This is a genomic window from Bradyrhizobium sp. Kon69, assembly GCF_055807515.1.
On record NZ_JBVVOS010000028.1, the window covers coordinates 79,363 to 100,774 of the forward strand.

General features: G+C 58.4%; 17 protein-coding genes. 8 read left to right on the forward strand and 9 right to left on the reverse strand.

Annotation, left to right across the window (positions count from 1 at the left end; genetic code table 11):
* The first annotated feature begins 4 nt into the window (after window positions 1-4).
* From AC0L3U_RS30720 to AC0L3U_RS30730, 3 genes are all read left to right on the forward strand, one after another.
* The gene (locus AC0L3U_RS30720; RefSeq protein WP_157234064.1) at window positions 5-193 is read left to right on the forward strand and encodes a hypothetical protein; all 189 of its coding nucleotides are present in this window, start codon (window positions 5-7) and stop codon (window positions 191-193) included.
* A gap of 113 nt (window positions 194-306) precedes the next feature.
* Window positions 307-459 carry a hypothetical protein gene (locus AC0L3U_RS30725; protein WP_473294076.1) on the forward strand — a complete coding sequence of 51 codons (153 nt, stop codon included), beginning with the start codon at window positions 307-309 and terminating at the stop codon, window positions 457-459.
* Window positions 460-574: 115 nt separating this feature from the next.
* Window positions 575-1,312: a metallophosphoesterase family protein gene (locus AC0L3U_RS30730; protein WP_473294075.1), complete on the forward strand. Its 738-nt coding sequence runs from the start codon at window positions 575-577 to the stop codon at window positions 1,310-1,312.
* A gap of 39 nt (window positions 1,313-1,351) precedes the next feature.
* Here AC0L3U_RS30730 and AC0L3U_RS30735 read toward each other — a convergent pair whose 3' ends face one another.
* The 5 genes from AC0L3U_RS30735 to AC0L3U_RS30755 all read right to left on the reverse strand — a co-directional run bounded on the left by AC0L3U_RS30735 (window position 1,352) and on the right by AC0L3U_RS30755 (window position 7,789).
* Complete coding sequence (locus tag AC0L3U_RS30735; RefSeq protein WP_007606774.1) at window positions 1,352-1,642, reverse strand: hypothetical protein; 291 nt, start codon at window positions 1,640-1,642, stop codon at window positions 1,352-1,354.
* Between the two features lie 856 nt (window positions 1,643-2,498).
* The gene (locus AC0L3U_RS30740; RefSeq protein ID WP_007606772.1) at window positions 2,499-2,825 is read right to left on the reverse strand and encodes a hypothetical protein; all 327 of its coding nucleotides are present in this window, start codon (window positions 2,823-2,825) and stop codon (window positions 2,499-2,501) included.
* Between the two features lie 350 nt (window positions 2,826-3,175).
* Entirely contained in the window at window positions 3,176-4,126 is a 951-nt protein-coding gene (locus AC0L3U_RS30745; RefSeq protein ID WP_007606770.1) for a GDP-L-fucose synthase family protein, read from the reverse strand.
* Window positions 4,107-5,177 (reverse strand): GDP-mannose 4,6-dehydratase, encoded by a 1,071-nt coding sequence (gene gmd / locus AC0L3U_RS30750; RefSeq protein ID WP_007606768.1) that lies wholly within the window; start codon window positions 5,175-5,177, stop codon window positions 4,107-4,109. The genes AC0L3U_RS30745 and gmd overlap by 20 nt, the downstream gene beginning before the upstream one ends.
* Window positions 5,178-6,406: 1,229 nt before the next feature.
* Window positions 6,407-7,789 (reverse strand): glycosyltransferase, encoded by a 1,383-nt coding sequence (locus AC0L3U_RS30755; protein WP_456765712.1) that lies wholly within the window; start codon window positions 7,787-7,789, stop codon window positions 6,407-6,409.
* Between the two features lie 194 nt (window positions 7,790-7,983).
* On the opposite strand from AC0L3U_RS30755, the gene AC0L3U_RS30760 reads away from it, so the two are divergent.
* Genes AC0L3U_RS30760 through AC0L3U_RS30770 form a run of 3 tightly spaced genes read left to right on the forward strand, consistent with a single transcriptional unit; the run spans window position 7,984 to window position 13,756 of the window.
* The gene (locus AC0L3U_RS30760; RefSeq protein ID WP_007606762.1) at window positions 7,984-8,874 is read left to right on the forward strand and encodes a hypothetical protein; all 891 of its coding nucleotides are present in this window, start codon (window positions 7,984-7,986) and stop codon (window positions 8,872-8,874) included.
* A 56-nt stretch (window positions 8,875-8,930) separates the two neighbouring features.
* Window positions 8,931-11,399, forward strand: a complete 2,469-nt coding sequence (locus AC0L3U_RS30765; RefSeq protein ID WP_473364286.1) for a glycosyltransferase — start codon at window positions 8,931-8,933, stop codon at window positions 11,397-11,399.
* The gene (locus AC0L3U_RS30770; RefSeq protein WP_007606760.1) at window positions 11,396-13,756 is read left to right on the forward strand and encodes a glycosyltransferase family 2 protein; all 2,361 of its coding nucleotides are present in this window, start codon (window positions 11,396-11,398) and stop codon (window positions 13,754-13,756) included. Before AC0L3U_RS30765 ends, AC0L3U_RS30770 begins: the two co-directional genes overlap by 4 nt.
* A gap of 13 nt (window positions 13,757-13,769) precedes the next feature.
* On the opposite strand, the gene AC0L3U_RS30775 is transcribed toward AC0L3U_RS30770, so the two are convergent.
* Window positions 13,770-14,888, reverse strand: a complete 1,119-nt coding sequence (locus AC0L3U_RS30775; RefSeq protein ID WP_456765715.1) for a UDP-N-acetylglucosamine pyrophosphorylase — start codon at window positions 14,886-14,888, stop codon at window positions 13,770-13,772.
* Window positions 14,889-15,085: 197 nt separating this feature from the next.
* Between AC0L3U_RS30775 and AC0L3U_RS30780 the strand changes: the two genes are divergently transcribed.
* Complete coding sequence (locus AC0L3U_RS30780; RefSeq protein ID WP_456765716.1) at window positions 15,086-15,814, forward strand: hypothetical protein; 729 nt, start codon at window positions 15,086-15,088, stop codon at window positions 15,812-15,814.
* An 84-nt stretch (window positions 15,815-15,898) separates the two neighbouring features.
* On the opposite strand, the gene AC0L3U_RS30785 is transcribed toward AC0L3U_RS30780, so the two are convergent.
* Window positions 15,899-17,050, reverse strand: a complete 1,152-nt coding sequence (locus AC0L3U_RS30785; RefSeq protein WP_456765717.1) for a hypothetical protein — start codon at window positions 17,048-17,050, stop codon at window positions 15,899-15,901.
* Between the two features lie 471 nt (window positions 17,051-17,521).
* Between AC0L3U_RS30785 and AC0L3U_RS30790 the strand changes: the two genes are divergently transcribed.
* A complete protein-coding gene (locus AC0L3U_RS30790; RefSeq protein WP_456765718.1) occupies window positions 17,522-17,845 on the forward strand; it encodes a hypothetical protein in 324 nt (107 codons plus the stop codon).
* Between the two features lie 333 nt (window positions 17,846-18,178).
* Here AC0L3U_RS30790 and AC0L3U_RS30795 read toward each other — a convergent pair whose 3' ends face one another.
* On the reverse strand, window positions 18,179-18,496 hold the full coding sequence (locus AC0L3U_RS30795) for an H-NS histone family protein (protein ID WP_456765719.1): 318 nt from the start codon (window positions 18,494-18,496) through the stop codon (window positions 18,179-18,181).
* Window positions 18,497-19,192: 696 nt separating this feature from the next.
* Complete coding sequence (locus tag AC0L3U_RS30800) at window positions 19,193-19,426, reverse strand: DUF6894 family protein (protein ID WP_456765720.1); 234 nt, start codon at window positions 19,424-19,426, stop codon at window positions 19,193-19,195.
* Window positions 19,427-21,412 lie beyond the last annotated feature (1,986 nt).

A 21,412-nucleotide genomic window follows, 5' to 3' on the forward strand; every position in this document is an offset into this window, starting at 1 on the left:
CATCGTGATGCTGAAGACTCGTCACTTCCCCGCGCAGAACGTGTTGCGTGATCGCAGCGACATTGTGGCGCTGCACGCAAAACTTTTGCGGCGCACGAATGATGTTGCCGTGTTGAAATGCGAAGCGAAACTTGACGCGCTGAAAATGTCGTCACAGTGCCGACATATGAGCGAACGCGCTGCCCCATTTTGAATCAAGTCCCGCGTCCGTCGCGATGCTTTGCCGTCGCGCGAGCACCTCTTCGCTCATCTTTCAGGCGATGCAATCCTTCGGCGGAGCACGATGAGTCATTTGCGAGAATTTCGATGATCTTCTATCTGGGCGTGCGATGCGGATTGCGTTCCGGCATGCATTTTGCCGCGCTCTCGCCTTCAGCGATGCAATTCTTACGGGCCGACCGTTCGCACCGCGATCGTATGACAAGGTGGGCAAAAGCTGCCGCCCTTCTTTTGGCGTGATCGAGCCGGACAACAAGGGCGCTCTCCACCGACTTCACGTTGTTCGTGTTAGATGGGAGCTCTCCGGTGCCGGCGACTTGGGGAAATTTTTCGACCACCCGATCGATTGAGCGCCATGATATCTCTCTCCCGACCACGCCCGCCTGTTCCCAAACCGCAATTGCCGGAGGGAGTCCGCATCTACGCGATCTCGGACATTCACGGATGCGCGCATCTGCTCCAGCCCATGTTGCGCGTGATCGACGCCGACGTTGCGTGCAGCCGGCCGCGCTACGCGATCGAGGTCTTCATGGGCGATTACATCGATCGCGGCCCGGATACGCGCGCCACCCTCGACGTCCTGATCGAACGAAACCGCCGGGGCAACGCGGTTTTCCTCAAAGGGAATCACGAGGCATTTCTGGTGAGGGTCTTCGATGACCCTTCATTGTTCGAGGATTGGATCGCCGTCGGCGGCACCCAGACATTGGTGTCCTACGGGCTCGCGCCGCCGGACCTGACCCGCGACAAACCGGCCTCGATCCTGCGCGACCTGATTCGCGCAATGCCGCCTGAGCATCTGGAATTCCTCGACAATCTGCGGCTGAGCTTCAGTTGTGGAGACTTTTTCTTCGTTCATGCCGGAGTTCGACCAGGGGTTCCGTTGGCCGAGCAAACCGAGCGTGACTTACTCTGGATTCGTGAAGAATTCCTGAGAAGCGACGAGCAGTTCGACAAATACATTGTACACGGTCATACGCCGGTCCGCAGCGCCGAGTTCCTCGCTAATCGCGTCAATATAGATACGGGAGCCTATGCAACTGGCAATCTCACTTTGATGAGCATTCAGGGAAGCAGCATGCTCGCGGTATAAACGATTGGACGGGAGCCTTGCTGATCCCGCCTTTGCCAGCTAATTGAGCACGTGTGGATGCAAGTGCGCCCGGCTCTCAGCAATCCAAACGCTCCAGGCGCGTTCATGTTTGCCGTAAAGCTCCAGCCAGCGTTGCGCGCTCGCGGTGCGCCCGGGGCAATGCTCCTCCAACCGCCCCTGGTCAGGCACGGCACCGGCCTCGAATTCGACTTGCGGGTTGTCCAACCGCTCGAATTCGATGGTTTCCGAGGTCGTGAGGCCCACGAGCACGCGCTGCCCAGCTCCGTTGACGATGTATCGCCGCGGAGCGTCCTTCCTCGCCTCGGTCATGCCTTTGTACCCCCTTCCGATGCTCAGTCTTGCGAAGGTTTCGCGCAAACGAACGAGGCTAGAACGCCCGTCGGGCATGTCCGAAGGTCGAGATCCGTAGCGAGCGAACGGACCGATGCGAAGAGCGAGCGGATGAAATCTCGATGTCCCGCTGGTTTCGCCAGGCGCGAAGAGCATAGCCTAAAAAGGCGCCGGCGCAGAAAATCGACACGGAGATTGAGGCAGACGCCATTGCAGAACCCTTGAGACCATCCCTGGAGAGTGCGACGCCCATGAAGAGCAACCAGTGTGTCGACATCATGGTTCTCGATCTTGACCAGTGCTGAAAGATTGTTCGTACCTGAGCCGAGACGCATGGCGTTGTTCTCTGGATTTCAATTCAATCCGGAGTGCCATCCCCCAAGAAGCGACGCGCAGCTTCTCACAAAGCTATTCCGATGTCTCTACGGAGCATCGCGATCACGACAATCGTCGGTCCCTCCATTCGCTGCCGGGCGCGATCCAATGGGAGCAAAAGCAGAAAGCTCTGATCTTCAGTTATCTTTGTCGGCATTCGGCAAGACTGGTCAACTAGCGAAAGTTCAGATCCGCGCGGCACGCCACCCGCGTTCGACCGCTCTCCGACCTTAGCCGAACATGGCGCGGAAAGCGGGCTTGAGCAGGCAGGCGATGCAACTGATCAATCGATGGCGCGTTTCGCGGCATCGAATCTTCTGAATTTCGCTCGATGCGATCCTGCTCAAGAATGTCGCGGCGACGACGCTCGGCAGCGGCGACTTCATTGTGTCGCCGCGCCCGCTTGGGGCCCAGGGCGGAACTGGACCCGTTGCCCGCCACGTCCTTCTGGACTGGCGTATCAGCCCGCGAACCTGGACGTCGAGCGATGCGGATCGGCGCTTCCATTCAATCGGGAAGGCTTGGTTTCACGCCCCTCGCTCGGCTCCTCGCCCCTGAAAAATGGCGCCGCAACGAGTGACGTACAGACATAGCCAAGCTGGAGCAGACAGGCAGTCGCGATCATCGAGAGTGCCGCATCTGACACACTTTCACCAGCGCCCATCGCGATCAGAGCTACGATGACGCACCCAGCGGCAATGGCTGGAAATAACACAACGAACCGGAAACGGATTCCAAGAACCATACCGACGAGCATCGCGCTCAGATAAAAGGTCGTCACGTTCATTGCTCCGCCAAATCACATCTTTTCTAGCGGCGATATTCTAATAATGGCTTAAATTGGGCATCGAGTTTTTCTTAGATTCTGCTCCGTGATGGAGAGGGAGATCACGCCCGAGACCCACTGTTCGTACTCACGAAGCCGACGAATGGCAGCACCGGTCGTCGATCGTCAGCGCCGGATCGGAGGTCTGCACCATCGGCTTCGCCTGCCGAACGAACTGGACCGTCTGCAGCTAACCCGGGCGGATTGCCAGAGGTGATGAACCTGCCGTGCGAAAATGGACGCGTAGAGCCGCCAGCCGATCGTAGGTGAATGTCTGGGAGCCCTGCGCCCTGAGCTAGTGTCCAACGTGGCTACGACGGAGCGGTAGTCGCCAGATAAGCAAAATAAGCCAGCCGAATACCGTCCTCGAGTGAGGTCTGGGCGCACCAACCGAGCGCGGCAAGACGGCTGACATCCAGCAGCTTGCGAGGCGTGCCGTCCGGCCGGGTCGGATCGAACGTGATCTCGCCGCGATAGCCGACTATCGCTGCGACAGTACGGGCAAACTCGGCAATAGTAATGTCCTCTCCGCTGCCAACATTGATAAGCTCGCCGGACGAATAGGTTTTCATAAGATGCACGCAGGCGTCTGCCATATCGTCAACGAAGAGGAACTCGCGCCGGGGCGTCCCGGTTCCCCAAACATCGACCGTTGCCGCGCCTGACAGCTTGGCCTCGTGAAACCGGCGGATCAGTGCCGCAACGACATGGCTGTATTTCGCGTCGTAGTTGTCACCGGGGCCATACAGATTGGTCGGCATGACGCTGATGAAATCGCGACCGTACTGGCTACGATAGGCTTCCGCCATCTTGATGCCGGCGATTTTGGCGATGGCATAAGGCTCGTTGGTCGGTTCGAGCGGTCCGGTCAGAACCGCGTCCTCGCGCAAGGGCTGAGCCGCAAGTTTTGGATATATGCAAGAGGAGCCGAGGAACATCAGCTTCTCGGCGTCGTTCAAGTGGGCCGCCTGAATCACGTTGGTAGCAATCGCGATATTTTCGTAGATGAACTCGGCCCGCAAGGTATTGTTGGCTACAATGCCACCCACCTTGGCCGCGGCCAAGAACACGACCTGGGGCCGGTTCACGGCGAACCACTGGAACACCGCAGACTGATTGCACAGGTCGACCACGCTTCGATCGACCGTCACGAGCCTGACGTCCTCCCGCGCGAGCCGGCGCACGAGCGCGCTACCAACCATACCGCGATGGCCGGCAACGTAAACGCTTTTGCCTCTCAGCTCAAACGCTGGCTTTGCCACCTGAGGCCTCCCGCATCGCCTCCTTGAGGTCGCTTGCCATCATCTCCTGCACGAGCCGCGGGAACGTGTATTTCGGCTTCCAGCCGAGCCGCTCGCGCGCCTTGCTGGCATCGCCGACGAGTAAATCGACTTCGGTGGGCCGAAAATAGGTCGGATCGATGCGGACGACAGTCTTGCCGCTCTTGGTTTCGACGCCAACCTCGTCAATCCCCTTGCCGCGCCATTCGATATTTAGGCCGACTTCTGAAAAAGCGAGCTCGACCATGTGCCGGACCGAATGCATCTCGCCTGTGGCAAGGACGAAGTCGTCGGGCTTATCCGCCTGGAGAATCAGATGCATGCCCTCGACGTAATCCTTGGCATGGCCCCAGTCTCGCCTTGCCTCGAGATTGCCGAGATACAGGACGTCCTCGATTCCCACTTCGATACGCGCCACACCTCGGGTAATCTTTCGAGTAACGAACGTCTCACCACGCAGTGGACTCTCGTGATTGAACAGGATCCCATTGCTCGCAAACATGCCATAGGCCTCGCGGTAGTTGACCGTGATCCAGTAGCCGTAGAGCTTGGCAACGCCATAGGGCGAGCGCGGATAGAATGGGGTCGTCTCCCTCTGCGGAATCTCCTGAACGAGACCATACAGCTCAGATGTCGACGCCTGGTAGAAACGGGTCTCCTTCTCCATACCAAGAATGCGGATCGCTTCCAGGAGCCGCAATACGCCCACGCCGTCGGCATTCGCCGTGTACTCGGGGCTTTCAAAGGAAACGCCAACATGGCTCTGTGCGGCAAGATTATAAATTTCGGCCGGCCTGATCTGTTGCACCAGCCGGATCAGGTTGGTCGAGTCAGTCATGTCGCCGTAGTGCATCACAAACGGCACGTCGCCGACATGCGGATCCTGATAGAGATGATCAACGCGCGCGGTGTTGAAGGACGACGCCCGCCGTTTGATGCCATGCACAATATAGCCGAGCGACAACAGATGCTCGGCGAGATAAGCGCCATCCTGACCCGTGACGCCGGTAATTAGAGCAACAGGTTTAGCCATTTCCGAAAAACTGCTCTCCAAAGAACGGAGGGCCATGAGCGAGCCAGCGCTAGGCTCCGAGGTCGACAATACCGCGCAACGTTGAGCCCTTCTTGGACATAAAGGCCTCCTGGGTCAACCCCCGGTGCGAGCCAGCGGCTCGGTCTCCATCAGGTCAAAAGGAAGGCTCTTCGTCGAGCCTATCTCTTGTTTTTGCGTGACACAGTTAACACGCCCCGGGAGCGTCAACTCGCTCCAGGACTGCGCAAATCAAACAAGGACACTTCGGCGCGCGACCACGCACGCCAATCGGTGGGATAGCACGCACATTAGTATTTGACGGAGATCACCGCGGCGCGGCAGCACCAGCCGTCGGGGGGGCCGTAATAATGAACTGTCCCGGGATACCAGCCGCGCCCAAAAAAAGGAACCGACAGCGGGTTTCCGCCCCTTACACCAGCAACAAAACCACTTGGAGCGTACGGGTGGCGATGGCCTTTGGCGGCCTCCGCTGACGTAGACAAACTGGATAGGCAGGCCGCGACCAAGACAAGGCGTGTCAGCAACTGGACCGAACTCGACATCATTCATCCCTCTCAACATGCCCGTGGCGCCAGGTAGCGGAAGTTGTCCACCCTGGCGCGCTGCTCGCGCTCGCCGGACGCGCCCCCGGTCAATTATCCGAACCGAGCGGGCACTTTTTGGAGCTTACCGAACAAGCCTTACCCATGGCAACAGTGTCAGGGGCGCCGGCGAGGCGGACTATGCAAGATCGTCTGGTCCGATGGCCTTGAAAAGATCGCCAACCGGGCCGCGACACCGTGCCTGCTGAAGGCGATCAATAGATCAAGATGGCCACCCGCACAGCCGCTGAGCAAGCCCTTCTCGAGCGCCGAACCAGACGCCGATTGCCAACCTGACCGTTCTCCGCAAGGCCGGGGGCGCGGCGCGGGCCGTCGATCAATGCAGGAGACGGCGGGCTCGCGGTCAAAGCGGCGCGGATGGCTTCTGGCGGACGGGCCGGCAAGCGGGGCGCCTTGTCGCAGGCAGAGGGATGAGGCTCCAGGTGGCATGTGCGCGACATCGAAGCCTTTATGCTCGCCCCACAGATTCGCGACCATCGACCTCCTCGATCCGGTCGAGTTCGAGCCGAATGCTTCAGCGCAACCGGGTGACCACCAACAAGACAGCACCTCACGCGGCGGTTTGGGGGTGATGCAATCCAGCGCTGGCGCTAGACCGTCAAGCGATCAACGAGATTTGCGCCGCTGGTCTGTCCGGCTTGACTTTGGGACGTGACTGGTCCTGTCGGCGACATCTGCCTTCGTCGAATGGTTGACAGCCTCGTTCTGGCGTCTTCTCTTTTCGGTTGGCACTTCCTTGCCCGGCCAGACGCTTCTGGCTGCCGCGGTCGGCGCCGCATTTTCACTGAGCAGTTGCCGAACGCGCGGAATGCAGATCCGGTTCGCATCGAAATGATCGACGACGTATCGACGGGCCGCCTCGCGCATAGCAGTAAATTTCGATGGGCTCGCCAGCACCTCAACCGTCTTTGCCACCAATTCGTCAACCGCGAAGAACGGCACCAGAATGCCAGTCTCCCCCGGGCGGATAACCTCTCGCACGGGCGCGGTGTCGGACCCAATTACGACACAGCCGCTGCTCATCGCCTCAAGCACCGACCAAGACAACACAAATGGGTAGGTTAGATAGACGTGAGCGGATGAGACCTGCAGAGCGCTCAGAAAGACAGGATACGAGACCCGACCAAGGAAGTGGACGCGATTAGCATCGATTTGATCTTTGACTTCGTTCAGGAAGATCGATTTCCAGGTCGTGCCTGCAGGCGGCGACTGCCCATATGACAGCCCGTCACTTCCCACGATCAGGACTTGCGCATTTGGTCGCCGCGCCAGGATCTCCGGAAGCGCCCGCATGAACACGTGATAGCCACGGAGCGGTTCGAGGTTCCGCGCCACGAATGTAATGACTTCGTCCCCGCGAGTGAGTTCGCGCCCGCCGGGCAGCGTAAGGCGCGCCGCGGGATTGGGCTTTATTACGTCGGTGTCGACCCCCTCATGAGCGATATCGATCATGCTTTGATAGTGCTCGGGAAACGTCGAATGCTGCCATGAGGTAGGTGAGATACCGAGATCGGCTTCGGATAAAGCCAAAAGGGTCGCGGCATTCTTCAGGTGCAGCCCGACATAGCCGTCCAGACCCGGCTCAGGAAACTCCGAATCAAACCCGAGGTCGCGATCCTTGGCGCCATAGTAGAACTCGCAATAAACTGCCAATTTGGAGCGCGGAAACACGGTTCGCAGCGGCAACGTTTCGCCCCAACCAGGGTGCGCAAGAATTACATCTGGAGAAAACCCCGAAGCCGCGACGCTGGACAAGCTATAAAGTACTTGTTCCGCGCGTCGGCACTCGAGATCGAAGCGCCTCGCGAATGGGTGCGTCATCGAAACGTCTGCATCGGCAAGCGCGTATTTGGTAAGCTTAACTGAAGGTATCGCCCGAGAAGTCGACGCTCCAATTGCCACCAACTGATGACCGGGCTCGCGTGAAAGGGTGACTGCGAGATTCCGAAACTGGGCGGGGAAATTATTGTGGACAAACAATATTTTCATTGACTTTGCGTCCAAATGGGAAGCTCACCCGCAGTGCCATCGCCTAACAAAATCTCCAGCCGCCCTTCGGCTCAAACCTTGTGACTTTCACTATAACAAAGATTTCCGGCCGCGAGGTCTGAGGCCTGTGATAAGTTGGATACAGTTAAAGCGTTCGGACCTTGCCAAGCGCAATGGCCCAACAGGGGCGGTTTATGAGCGAAGCTGATCAGCGAAAGACGGTTGATCTCGACCGTGGGCTATTTTTTGTAAATTACCGGAGCGCCGAGGACCCTGCTGCTCCGCCGAAGGTGATCGTTGCGCCCGCACGAGGCGATGAAGGCCATTTCGAGTTCATCCTGCATCCCGACGCCTCGGAACCGACACTGTGGGGGCCAAATTCGGGCTTCGTCATTAGGGCTCGATCGCCCGGCCGCCTCCAAATCGAGGTGTTGCCGATGCGGCCAGGCGGTTCCCGCGCGGCAGTCGTGCGCATCGAGCCGATCCAACCCGGCCGCATACCGGCCGTTTCACACGGCCGGGTCGAAAGTGGCAGGACCGGCTCTGCCGTGAAGGGGGACGGACTGAAGGTGCTCGCTCATGTCGCAGGTGTTGGCGATACGACGGCGGGTCCGAACACTTGGATCGCAGGTCCAGCCTCCCCATCGCGGATCGAAGGCATTGCGTTGGACTGGGCCGACCGGCCCGACGGCGTCGAGATCCGCTACGCGGTTCAGTTTTTGAAGGGACAATCGGGCAGCGGAAAGATGGTCTCTCTTGGTGCATTCGCAGGGACGCGCGGTCGCGCGATGCCGCTTACGGGCGTGGTTCTCGAGATGGCAGGAAACAACGAATACGAGTTTGTTGCTGAAGCTCTCTTCCTGAACGCGCCAACCCTTCGGGCGATCGGCCAACGCGTGGTGCTATCGGGTCCGACCGGCCGTGAGCCGTTGATCGGCCTGCGGATCGCCATCGAGAGAGCGGACAGGGCGCTCGCAGCTTCCAACAAGGCCGCCACTCCCGCCAAGACCACCTCAAAACCTTCTGGTTCTGGTCGAGTCCGGGTGTTTCGCAGCAGGCCCCGTCAGACCACGTCGGTCGACTAAGATAACCGGCAACAGCGGCTACCGATAGTCGCCATCGCGAGGGCAGGACGGCTGGAATGGCATCGGAGCAAGATGATGGCGCGACCGCATATTTAGGTCTGCAACATCACTTTTTGCTCGAGCGGCGGGCTGCTCGTGCCCTTTCGGCTCAAGACTTCAACCTCGCGCTGGCTTATGCGGACCGGCGGTGTCGGATAGATCCTCCTCCGGCAGCGCATTGTTTTGTGCTGCGGGCCGAGGCGAACTGGCATCTTGGCCGGCAAAAGGCCGCCCTCAGCGATCTCGCACAAGCTCTCAGCATTGCCCCGACAGATATCAACGCAAATCGCCGGATGCTGCTCTGGAGCGAAGATGAGCGTCGCCGGGCCGCAGCGTCCAACCTGATCGCTCATGACGAAGCGCCCAACACGGTCCGAAGCGCCATTGCGGTACTTCAAGCGTCCGGCCAACGTCGATGGGCTGCCGTTTCTGTCTTTGATAGTCACGTGGCCGGCTGGGTTGCCTGGGGCGACGAAGCCGAAATCGAGGCAACGATATCCTTCGAAGACGGCACTCTCACCAGCGTTTTGGTCGCAGACCCGTTTCATCCACTGGCCAGCCGTCAGATAAAGGCAACCGGCTTCCGGCTCCGTCGGCCGCCTTCAGAGCGACCTCAGCAGCTGATCATGACCTCCGAGGGAGAGGCGTTCAAGATTCAGCGGCTTCCGCCGAACCTCGGCTGCACACAACGGCTCTCGCGGGGCGAGACAAGCAAGTCGGTTGCCGATGTGTCCGATGCTCTGCCCACGATCCTCGTGCCGGTGTATGGCGATCTCCAGGCAACCAGGAGCTGCCTACAAAGTCTCATTCAAGCGCGGACTGCCAGCCCCGGCACGAAGACAAAATCGCGCGACAGTGCCTATCGGATCCTGGTTGTAAACGACGCGACCCCGGATCCAGAGCTTCGAGATCACCTGCTCGAGCTTGCGGCCACGAACGAAATCGACCTGCTGATCAATCCGATTAACCTTGGCTTCGTCGGCGCGATCAACCGTGCGCTATCCGAAGTGAAAAATGGCGACGTCGTCCTCCTCAACGCGGATACGGTCGTCCCCCCGGGGTTCGTCGAACGTTTGGCTGCCGCCGCACACTCGGCACCGGACATCGGAACTGCTACTCCCTTTTCGAATAACGGCGACATCTTCTCTTTTCCCATACCGAACCAAGAAAATCCGATGCCAGGCTATGACGAACTCATTGCTCTGGATCGGATAGCCGCGGCAACCAACAAGAGCATAGTCGTCGATGTACCGAGCGGGATCGGCTTTTGCCTCTACGTCACCAGAGCCTGCCTGGACGCAGTGATTGGACTTTCTGAAAGCTATGAAAGGGGTTATCTCGAAGACGTCGACTTCTGCCTACGCGCCCGTGCGAGCGGTTTTCGGAGCGTATGCTCGGCTTCGGTCTTCGTTGGTCATCACGGATCACGGTCGTTTGGCGAGGAAAAGCGCAAGCTGGTCCGGCGCAATCTCGACATCCTTGACCAGCGCTTTCCCGGCTATCGAAGAGAATGCCTGGCATTTGAAGCCGTTGACCCCTTGCGCTTCGCACGCGCCACGATCGAGCGCGGCTTAGGCCGCCTCGATCGTGATTCCGTTCTCATCGCTACCGCCATGGGATCGAGCCTCGATATTGCACGGGCGCGCGCCGCCGAAATTGCGAATGCTGGCGAGCACGCTATCCTCATCATTCGAGACCTCGCTGGACTGCGCCTTTCCGCGTACGATGAAAGTGCCCCACAGTCGATTTTTATCGACCTCTCCTCCGACGCGGCTAAGGATCGTGCTGCCAAAATCATTGCCGATCTGCGGCCGACGCGGCTCGAAGTCCTCGACCCGGCCGTAGACGCGGAACTCACCAGACTTGCTCATAGCCAGGCCATCCGAATTGACACCTGGATCACGGCAGATATGGAGGGCATTTCGTCTCAACTGAGTACAAAGGCGCCGCTCCTTGCCCCCACGCCGGCGGCCGAAGCATTTGCACGCTCGCGCATGCCGCGACGCACGATCAACACCCGGTCCTGGAAAGTCGAGCCGCTGGTTCTTCCGAGCGGCCAGCCTCTTGGCAGAACTCTGGCCATCGTTCCCGTATCATCATCGCCTGTCATCTTTCGCGTCATCCGCGCGATCGCCGCGCGATTGCAGCATGAGGCAGTATCCATTGTTGTGGCCGGAGCAACCTTGAACGACCTCGAGCTCATGTCATTCCCTAATCTGTTTGTCACGGGAAACACGCACCTTGCAGAGCTCGCCGATGTCCTGCTGCCGCACGCTCCGAGCTGGCTCTTTACTGACTTTGGCGATCCTCTATTCGGCCATCCGACCATCGAAGCCGTCCGGCAAGCCAACAGGAAGGTTGCCTATTGCGATTGGTCAAATCGCCTGGTCGCTCCTAGACCCGGTGATCTTCCGATCTCGCCAGACATCGATGACGCGGCGCTCGCCGACGCTCTCGCAAGCTGGATAGGAGCGCCCCAAACATGATCCGAGCTTCCCGCGGCCAACCAGGTTCAACCCCGAAATCCGTGACTGGAACCCAAGTTAGTCGGCTTGCTCTGGCCGCTGACGGGACGCTCACGGGCTTCGTATTCGATCCAGAAGACCTCGGGCGCAACTTTACCGTTGACGTTCTGCTGGATGGCCTGGTGATTAAAACCTGTCATGCTACGAGCTTCGTTCCCGAGCTCGCAAACCGGGGCATGAGGAATGCGCGCTACGGATTTGAGCTGTTGCTCGATCCCGATCATCTATCAACGGCGCGTACCGTCGAAGCGCGGATCGCAAATCTAGGGACAGGGGTTGGCCTTCCGATTGACTTGAATTCGACGCGAAAGGGTACGTTCGATGATACGCGCACCAAAAGCTTCCTGCGCTGGCTAGGCGGCCTTCGTTTCCATGGATGGGTTGACTCGAGTCTCGAGACTGTCCTGGATGCCGTTGTGGATGGCGAGACGGTTTCGCAATTGCGCGCCACTCAGTGGACGCGCATCGACGAGAATGGCTCCTCCCACTCGGGCCGCAATGTTCGCGCGTTCGACTTCAACTTGCCACAGCGATTTGCAGATGGCTGCGTCCACCGGGTGAGCCTGCGTCAAGGTGATGGCGAATTGATGCCTTATGCAACGTTCGTCGCCTTCCCTGACGGACTTTCCGCAATCCTATCTTCCCTTGGAGATAACGGCGCAGAGCGTCTTCGCGGCACACTCTACGACCAGCTCATTCCTTCCTCGCTTCCCTTTGCGGACTATGAAGCCTGGCTTGAGCGTTTCCCATTGCCTGATCCGAGCCCTAGCCAGCTCGAACTTGCCGTTGTCGTTGCCGGTGAAAGAGACTCAGAACAAACACTCGCGACATTGCAAAGCCAGAGTCACGAGGCGTGGACTGCGGCCGTAATCGAGGGAACGCCCCCCGCGATAGATCCTGCCCTCGTCTCTGAATTTCTAACAGATACGAACCCAGTGGCGGACATCCTGGTGTTTGTCATGGCCGGCATTCAATTGGCGCCCAATGCTTTGGCACGGATTTCGGCAGCATTCGATGACCACCCCGATGCGTCGGCAGTCTATTGCGACCTCGACTTTCTCGCCGACGATGGTCGATTGTGGCCAATCGCCTTGCCAGCATTTGACTATGAACGAATGCTCGAACAGGGCTATTGCTCATACCTTTTCGCCGTTCGGCGCGACGCCGCTTTTGAACTGCTGCGTTCGAAGCCTGACAATCTTTATCGGCTTTTCAACTCGATGCTCGACCGGACGGGGCCGCAACGGGCCATCCTGCATTTATCAGGCTCGGCGGGGACCTTGCCGAAGCTGGACCGGCTTCACTGCACGCCTTACCTGCAATCCGCCACGCAACGGCACCTCATCGCGCGTGCCATCAGATCGGAAGTCATTCCATCCGAGGGAAGCTTGTTTCCCGCGGTGCGAGTGAGACGTGTGAGGCAACGCCAGAAGACAACGATACTGATACCGACTCGTGATCGAGCCGCCATGCTACGCACATGTCTCGACAGCATTGCGCCTGCTGTCGCGCGCAGCGGGGCAGATATTCTCGTGATCGACAATCATAGCACTGATCCGGATTCGTTGAACTATTTGGCCGATCTGCCCCGTCGGGGAATCGGAACCATTCGTGTCGAAGGCGTCTTCAATTTCGCCAAGCTCAACAATCGCGCGGCGGCTGCGGTTGACAGCGATGTATTATGCCTTCTCAACAACGATATCGAGGCGACGTCAGACGACTGGCTCGACGAACTGTTGTCTCGCCTTGCAGAGCCGGATGTGGGGGCGGCAGGCGCGCTCTTGACCTGGCCGGGCGGCGTCGTTCAGCATGGTGGCGTGGTTCTCGGGATGAACTTCGCGGCCACCCACGCCTTTACAGACAGGCTCGGCAGCGATCCGGGGTATCTCGATCTTCTGCGCATAGCCCACGAGTGCAGCGCCGTGACCGCAGCATGTCTGGTGACGCGTCGCGCAGACTATCTGCGGCTTGGCGGGCTGGATGAGTTAAATTTTGCCGTTGCATTCAATGACGTGGACTATTGTCTTCGATTGCGTGAGATTGGCAAACGCATCGTACTGACGCCGCACGCACGGCTCCTTCACCTTGAATCTGCAAGTCGAGGCAAGGACGACCGCCCCGACCGACGGGACAGGTTCGATCGCGAGCTTAATCAGCTACGTTCGCGATGGGGAAAGGCACTTTTGGAAGATCCGACCTATAACCCGCAATTGTCGCGTGACGGGGTGCCTTACGGCGCATTAGCGTGGCCGCCGGCAGATTGCAGTCCGAGAACGAACCAGCCGCCGAGCTCCCGGGCGATCCCGTCAGGCTTTTGAGACAGCATGGCGATTAACCAACTGAAGGCCTGTTGGCAATCACGACCGCGTCAACCGTGTCCTGTAGCCAGCGGCGCCCGGACGCAATCTCTTCAGGCGACAGATTTTTGACCCAGCTAATATGCGGGCCGGGGTCGCTGTTCAATTGAAGAGGACAATCGATTGCTGGAAATTTGATCGGTGGAAGCGGTTGGCCGAGAAACTGACCAAGTCGCACCCATCGCTCAGCAATGTTGCCGTCCAGCAACGCGATCGCGGCATCGAGCGTCAGACGCTGGGGTAGCGAAACATCATCGTCGGGCACACGTGCCTTGCGCATTCGTCGATACCATGCCTGCAGCGCGACCAGGTGACCGATATATTCGAGGTTTCTTTCAACGCGATCGGCGGCTTTTCTGGGTGCCGCGAATCCCCAAGGCGCGTCCACCTCGCGCTGCGATTCGGAACGAATACGTTTGGTCGCAACGTCCGAGCGAATAACCTGCCCGGCCGTAGTGAAAGATCCAAAGCCTATTCGAGTGGGTCCCACCATTCCGCTACTGCCCCCGATGAAGATCCGTTCTTCCCGGAGGAAAACACCGTCCGGAACTCCGCCAAACAGTGATGCGGTCGCTTTGTCGCCACTCTCGCCCCATGGCGTGAAATTGAAATGAATAAACCCGCTTCCAACTTCGGTGTGATTTGAGCGGGACCGTCCACCTGAAACCAGACAGTCGCAGCAATTGATAAGCGATCCAAGTGTGACGAAGCTCATCAGTACAGTCTGCTTCAGGCCCACCGCGTGGGCCGTGGAGGCCTCCTCCTCGAGCAGCGTCCCCTCGCGCACGTGGCCGTTTGCACCAATTCGCGCTTTGGTGAGCAAGACCGAGCCGGTTACATAGCCACTTGCGATCTCAGCACTCTCACCAATGACCGATTCGATCACCGTCGCCGGCCCCTCGCTCCCGATTTTCGCGCGCGGCCCAACAAGCGTTTTGCGCCCCGCCAGACGAGTGCCAGGAAACAGTATGGCTTCGGGAAACACGCGGTCGAGGTCGACATCGTCGTCTAGAAAAGTCTGGCGCGGATCGACGACGTTAACTCCCTTATCGCTGAGCTGCCGGAGGCGGGCATCTTGCAACGAAGGCGTCATGTGCTTTTCCTAGGCCTGTAAAAGGCTAATCGGCGGGAAGCGATGGGAATATGAGGCTCTTCTGAGGGGCACGCAGATCCGCAGGGGCTGGCAAGTATCGCTGGAACGACAACGGCAATATCGACGCTTGCCAATTATATTGTCAAAGAAACGACAACACGGTAGGATTACGGCGATTTAGCATATTTTTTCTTTGGTTGATGATGCGTATTGCTGGCTCTGTACTTCTGCTCATCGGGTTAATTCTTTGTGCTTCCATCGATTGGGCTGCGGTCGGGTTCGTGACGATGGGAGCCGGCCTGCTTGTCTTGCAAGCTGCTGAAAGGAAGCAAGAGGCAATAAAACTGCAGGACGTTCGATCGCCGATCGGACCGATTGTGCGACCTGTCGGCCGGACCGCCGACTGCGAGCAGTCGACGAGCTTCGATCGGGACCGCTGGCGACACTTGGCTGAAGGCGATCGCGACATCGCGCAGGCCGAGGCAATTTTAGCAAGATGCGGCGCAAAGTACGCACAACAGTTCGCCAGAACCTACCTGATATTCGAAAACAGGGCACTTCTATCGAGCATATTGAGCACGATAGTTGCGTCTTACAGGCTCGATTCCGGGCTTGATGGCGATGTTGGAGCTAAGACGATCGCCAATTTCTCCGTCGACATGCAGGATTCCGCGGCGATTTTCGATCAATCGCCGGCAGGCCTGACACCAGCGCCGCGACCAGATCGTTCGGAACCAGCGATCGAGGAGAAACGGACGAACGCCCCCGTGGTGCTTACAACACGCGAGCAAGACGGAGCGCCTGACGCTGTACGGATTGACCACGATGCTGACGAGCCGGAGGCACCTTCGCCGGCCGAAAACGATACCACGGAAAACCTCCGGCAACTCCTCGAATGGCTCGATCGACCTGCCGCGCAAAAATAGCGATCGTCCGTGCCAGCAGCCGGATGCGCGCGGTCGCAACGAAGTTGGAGCGCGAAGATTAGGCGTAGCAACGGACGATCACACCTAGGTGTCAGGACACTCGGTATAGAAAACGCCATTGGCCGCAGAAATACTTTCCAGGCATTGGCGCTTGTCCGTGATCGGGCCTGCAACTGAAAATTCAAAGGACTTCCCCTGTACAATGAGCGCGTAGCGCCCAGCAGGAAGTGATTTTCCTGACTCCCGGGATCGAATCTCGTACATCTGCGGATTCCCTTGCAAAGGAATCGTCTGATAAGGAACAGAGATGTTGCGGATGACCCAGGTGCCGCCTTTCTGCGCGACGACCGGCTTGCCCGACGAGTCAAAATTCGTTGCCTGCCTCACCTGCGCAATCACGCGCACCTCAACCGATTCGTGCGCGCCCTGCCCGTCCTTGTCGAATACTATGAAATGTGCGTTGCCATCTGGAAGCATCGTTTCGCTGGGCTTGGTAATCGCAGCCGAAATGGCAACGCGTGGATCCGGGGCATGCCCGGGCAACATCTGGAGCGCAAGGAGTTTGCCGCCCTGCTCCGCATATACCCCGTATGCCGCTGGGAGCGGCCTGCTCTCGTGGATTGCCTTTTCGACCGTTGGACCTTGAGAACTCTTGTTGTGGACCGAGAGTTCAGTCTTGGGCTGGATCGGCTCTGGCCTTTGAGGCGTCGGCAATGACGTCCGTCCTGCGAACGTGATCGCCCAAACAACAACGCCGGCGACGAAGCAGAACATTGCCAAGTGGCGTAAAGAGAGGGCCGGCAAAAGTTGCGATTGCCCCATCAACATGCGTCGAGAACCTCGCACATTCTCGACGGGTGATGATCCGCCAAATTCATATTCGTTGTCGGCTGCCAAGATGCTCGTCTTATCAGCGACGGTCGCGGCTATGCGGAAGGAGCGTTCAGGTATCGCAGCAGAGCGGATCTTGTCGTGAACGATCGGACCGCCCTTCGCATTCGCTTCAACGCCCGCAATCGCGACTTCTAGCGCCAGCGCCAGTCGTTGCTGCTCAGCCGGATCGCCGGCTTGCAATTGCTCAAGCTTCTGCCGCGCCAACTCATAGATAACCTGGCGCAGTTGCTCCGGATCTCCCTGCACGGCGTCAATTGTGCGAGCCAGAACGAGCGCAAATTCCACTTCTGGATGTGCGGTATTCGCGATGCCTGCCGCAGTTCTAGTTGGCTCCAACGTCATCAAATGGGCTTCTATCCAGCTCAGATTTGGTCAACCTAATGCGGCGAAGGCACAGAGGCAAAGCCAGCTAGGGGCACTGCGCCGCACGACCAGGAGTTTAGGCGTTTTCGGGGGCGCTAACCGCAAGGCGGCTGACCGCTGCGCCAGCCAGACAAGGGCGCTTGAGCATATAGTAACCGGGGCCGCCACAGGCGCCATGTTAGCCCGTGTGGCCGGGAAGGCCTGTTTGCCGGTGACCGCGCGGATCCCGGCAAACACTTCGGACCGATGAATTGACAGCCTCCCGGCTCACCATCGTGCGATGCAGTCCAGAAAGCGTTCCCGAATTCTGATCAAACCGAGCCTGGACCCACGACGTTCCGGGCGTCGAAGCGACCTCTCTCATTGGTTGCACATCGAGCATGCGCTCGCTACAATTCTAGAATTGCTCCCTTATTGCTCTATTCATCACATTGTCGGCGGGCCTGATTGATGGCCAAAGAAATTGCAGCGGACAAGCTTCTGGTCGAAAAGGCGCTCGTGAGTGCCAAGCACGCCTTGCTCGTGGTCCGTCACGCCAAACTGTCCGACCGACGCGCCGCCATCAAAATGGTCGAGCAGCTCCTGGCTGACGCTTCGGATTACAAGGAGAGCGCTGTCGTACCCGGCGGAGTCGATGCCTATCTTGCGGCTTGGGCCGCGATAGACGAACTTGTTCAATCGCTCCGGTCGACCGGGGCGGATAGCGCTCCTTTGTGGAGCAAATCTATCGCCGCGATCGAAACCTGGCGAGATGTGCTGACGAAGTCAAATTAAGGAAACGGACCGACATTCTCTGAACGGAAGGCACGTCATGGACAACTGCACGCGGATCTGCACTGTACGTTCAGGCATTTCCGTTATTTCTGGCAGTTGAGAGCTGTTAGACGACGACTGGCGGCAGACCTGTGCATGCGTCTCCGTGCAAATGTCTGTGGCTCGACTGTGCGACCGCCCGACAAAACCTTACCACGCGGCCAACTCCGGCCTGCCGGATCGGGATGCATTGAACACTCAACGGTCGGATGCTTGTTTCCGCCTGAACGTTCGATGCTGCCCGCCGCGAGTCGCATGGGCTTCGCAATATCGGCAAGCTTCTAGCCGAATGGATTACGGCCGCGAGATCAAGAACTGGTTCAGCTTCTTGCCTGCCCCAAGCTGGGCCGTCAGCCAGCGCGGCTGTTTCCCGCGCCCAGACCAGGTCTCCTTGGGATTTTTGGGATTTCTATATTTAGGCAGCACTTTCGGATATGGGCGACGGTGACCATCCCTCCCGCCCCTCTTAGTAGTTGCCATTTTTATCTTCTGAAGTCGCTCTTCGAGTTTGGCCTTTTCTACCTCGATCTTTCTGCTCAACTCGGAGGTGACCTCCTCGTGCAGAAGCCAGAGCTCATCCACGGACAACACTTTCAACTGGCCGTAATCCATAATCCCTCACGCGAATCCAAGCCTCTTCGTGACGCACATCAATGCGCCCAACGATTTAATTAAGCAAGATTGAAATCTCTAGAGATACACGTTCTGAGACGCGGACCATAAGAAAAAACGGTCCAAGCCGCCGATGGTTCCCGGGGTTTTCCTTGAGCCACATTTTGACTCATTTTGGAAGGCAACCGGGCTTTCGGACTGGCGGCGCCAACGGGTATTCAAATAGAGGCGCCGCGGCACTCACCTGCGCAGATCACAACAGCGTGCGCAATGGAGTTTGGGCATTTAAATGTGTTTGCATTGGCCCACGCCGCTGACCGCAATCGCCGCTTACGTGAGACAATCGACGCATTCGGACATATTTCTGGTGGATGGAGGCGCGCCGCGCAGTTGTTGGAGCGCCTGACTGGACAGGTTTTCCCTGCAATGTCTCGCGACCAAGGATCGCCATCTACGACGATCCAGAGCACGCGACGTCTCTGGCGGCGCGGACATATTGACCGTCATTCAGCCAAACAAGGGCCCGGCGTGGCGCCGCCAGAGCAAAAGCGAACTGCCACGTCGAGCCAAGCATTGACTTTGGGGAGCCGCACGGAGCGATCGATTTGGCCTTCGCCTTCAGACCGTCGACACCTCGGATTGACGAGGCATGAGCCCGCTGAAAAGTGATTAGAACATTCCGATGCAGAAGCACAGCTAGTGCTTCATGCGTCCGTTGCCGAATATGAAAGCAGCTTGGAAGACGGGCCCTTCTTCAGTGCGAACCTCGATAGCCATGTCACGCCGATCTGCGGCGAGATCATCTTTAATCATGCCGGCGAGCGATTGTGTGGCTTCGATTTCGGCTGCCTTTTCGTCAGCCAAGTCTTGCCCGATGTCGTCAGGATAGAGATCACATCCGTCCCGAATGTCGAAAAAATAGCGGGTCATTCCAATATGCCCGAACGGAAATGAATCGAGCTCAAGGGCTCTGCACAAAGCAATGCAAGCCTAAAGCGGCGAAACGACGAAAGCCACCCCAAAAGTCTGCGGCTTTCGCATCGCACATCCATGATGTTAAATAAATTAACTTGTAATTTAAAATCAGATATTTAACTGTAACGCATCGGCATCGCCGCCATGACGCCGAACGCACATGTCAGTATTTTCGGATCAATCCAAGAACCTTGGTAGCATTTCAAAACATCTGCAATGCACTGATTTTAAAAAACAGCGAAACCGGCCCAATCTCGGCGTTACCGGCTCGGGTAGTTGATGCGGGTTATCACCGCCTCACAAAGCGGCCTCAAGCTCCCATCGCCAGTCCCAGTGAACGTGGTCCTCGCTGATCCTTTCCACCTTTCAGGACTACACCGGATCACGTGGGATCGCTCCGTCCTTGGCATACCCGATGATCGGATGAGCCAACGCACCGTTTGGCCATGCGCTCGAAGCCCGCCCATCTGATCCGACGGAAGCGCAAGACCTCCCGCAAGCGCTCCAACTGGCCTGGGTCTCACGGCCCAATCTCCTGCTTGCTTTAGCGAAAGCGTACTCCACTCTCGCCAATTCAGCCGGTAACAAGGATCCATTGAAATTGGTTCCATTTATGCTAGACATCGAATGGCTTGGTTGCAACTACTTGACATGGCAAGGTTCGCCTCACGGAGATGCTTCGGAACCGCCCTATCGCTGGATCCTGGCTGTGAGCAGCAGGCTTGCGACCGGGGCGCGCACCGAATTCGCACCCCGCGATCAAGCCGGCACGCAGGCTCACTGCTGAAAGTCCAACGGACCATTCTCCGCACTGCGACAAGACAGCTGGAATACAGTGCCCATATCCATGGCTGAGCGAGGGAGCACAGCTTCGTGTTGCGCAATAGCTCAGTCGATGGTTACAGGTCTTTGATGGGAGTCGAGACCGCAGCGAACCTTTCTCGACAAGAAGTCCCGAGCACATAAGCGGCGCGGTTTCTTTGGCCTAAGCGCGGCCAGAATATGCAGCCCCTTGATCTGCGAACATCCAGGAGAGCTGCTGGCCTGCGATCCAGATGGTCTCGCGGCCACGGTCTCGTGTTCGCCGCCGGGCTGCCGGAGCGCTTGCAGTGCCCCTGCCACGACCATCGCAGCCTTTCGAGTTTCTGATCCTCTTCCTCGATCTTGCTTCGGATATGGATGCGTCCGATTTACCTTTTCGTCCAATCAGGCGCGAAGAACTCGCCCGAACGAAGGCCGGAAAGCTCGAAAGGTATGCTGCTATTTCTTGTCGCTGGGCGGTGTTCCGCCGTTTTCGATGCACTCGTTAAGTAGGCCCGCTGGTCGCGGACGTTGCCCTTGACGCTTCCCGCTGTCGGGTCCGATGGCACCCCCGGTGGGAGCGCCGCCACTACCGCCGCTTCACACTTCTTAGCCACTTCTGCTGAGACAGCCCCAGCCTTGTCGCAAGGAGAGCAAACGAAGAGAACGGCGGAACCGACAATCATGAATATGCGCGACATCATGGAAGAAGCTCTCCAATAGCAGCACGATCAACTACCGGACCTGGATGGGCGCTGCAACGTCAAGTCCCTTGGACCTGCTCGCCAACCCTTGCCAGTCCGATTTAGCAAGCGACGCGCGCCCTTCGCCAGCCACCGCTGAACAGTACGCGGGGGACGCGGCGGACCTTGATGCGTCGGAACCTCGATGTGGTTCGCGGAAACAAACGGGTGCCCAGCTCCCGCAGCCGGTTAACGCCGAGGGCCGCGGGACAAGAAGGGCGGGATTGCATGACGGTGCAGGAGGATGACCTTTCCCCAGCGACTGTGTCTATCGCGGGTGTCTGACCGCTATTGGGCGGGACGCCGCCACGTGAGACGGCGCCCCTTGCCGCGCGGTTGCCTTACCTCCGGGCAATCCCACGACTCCGGCAAACATCGGTCCAGACAATTGCGTTCG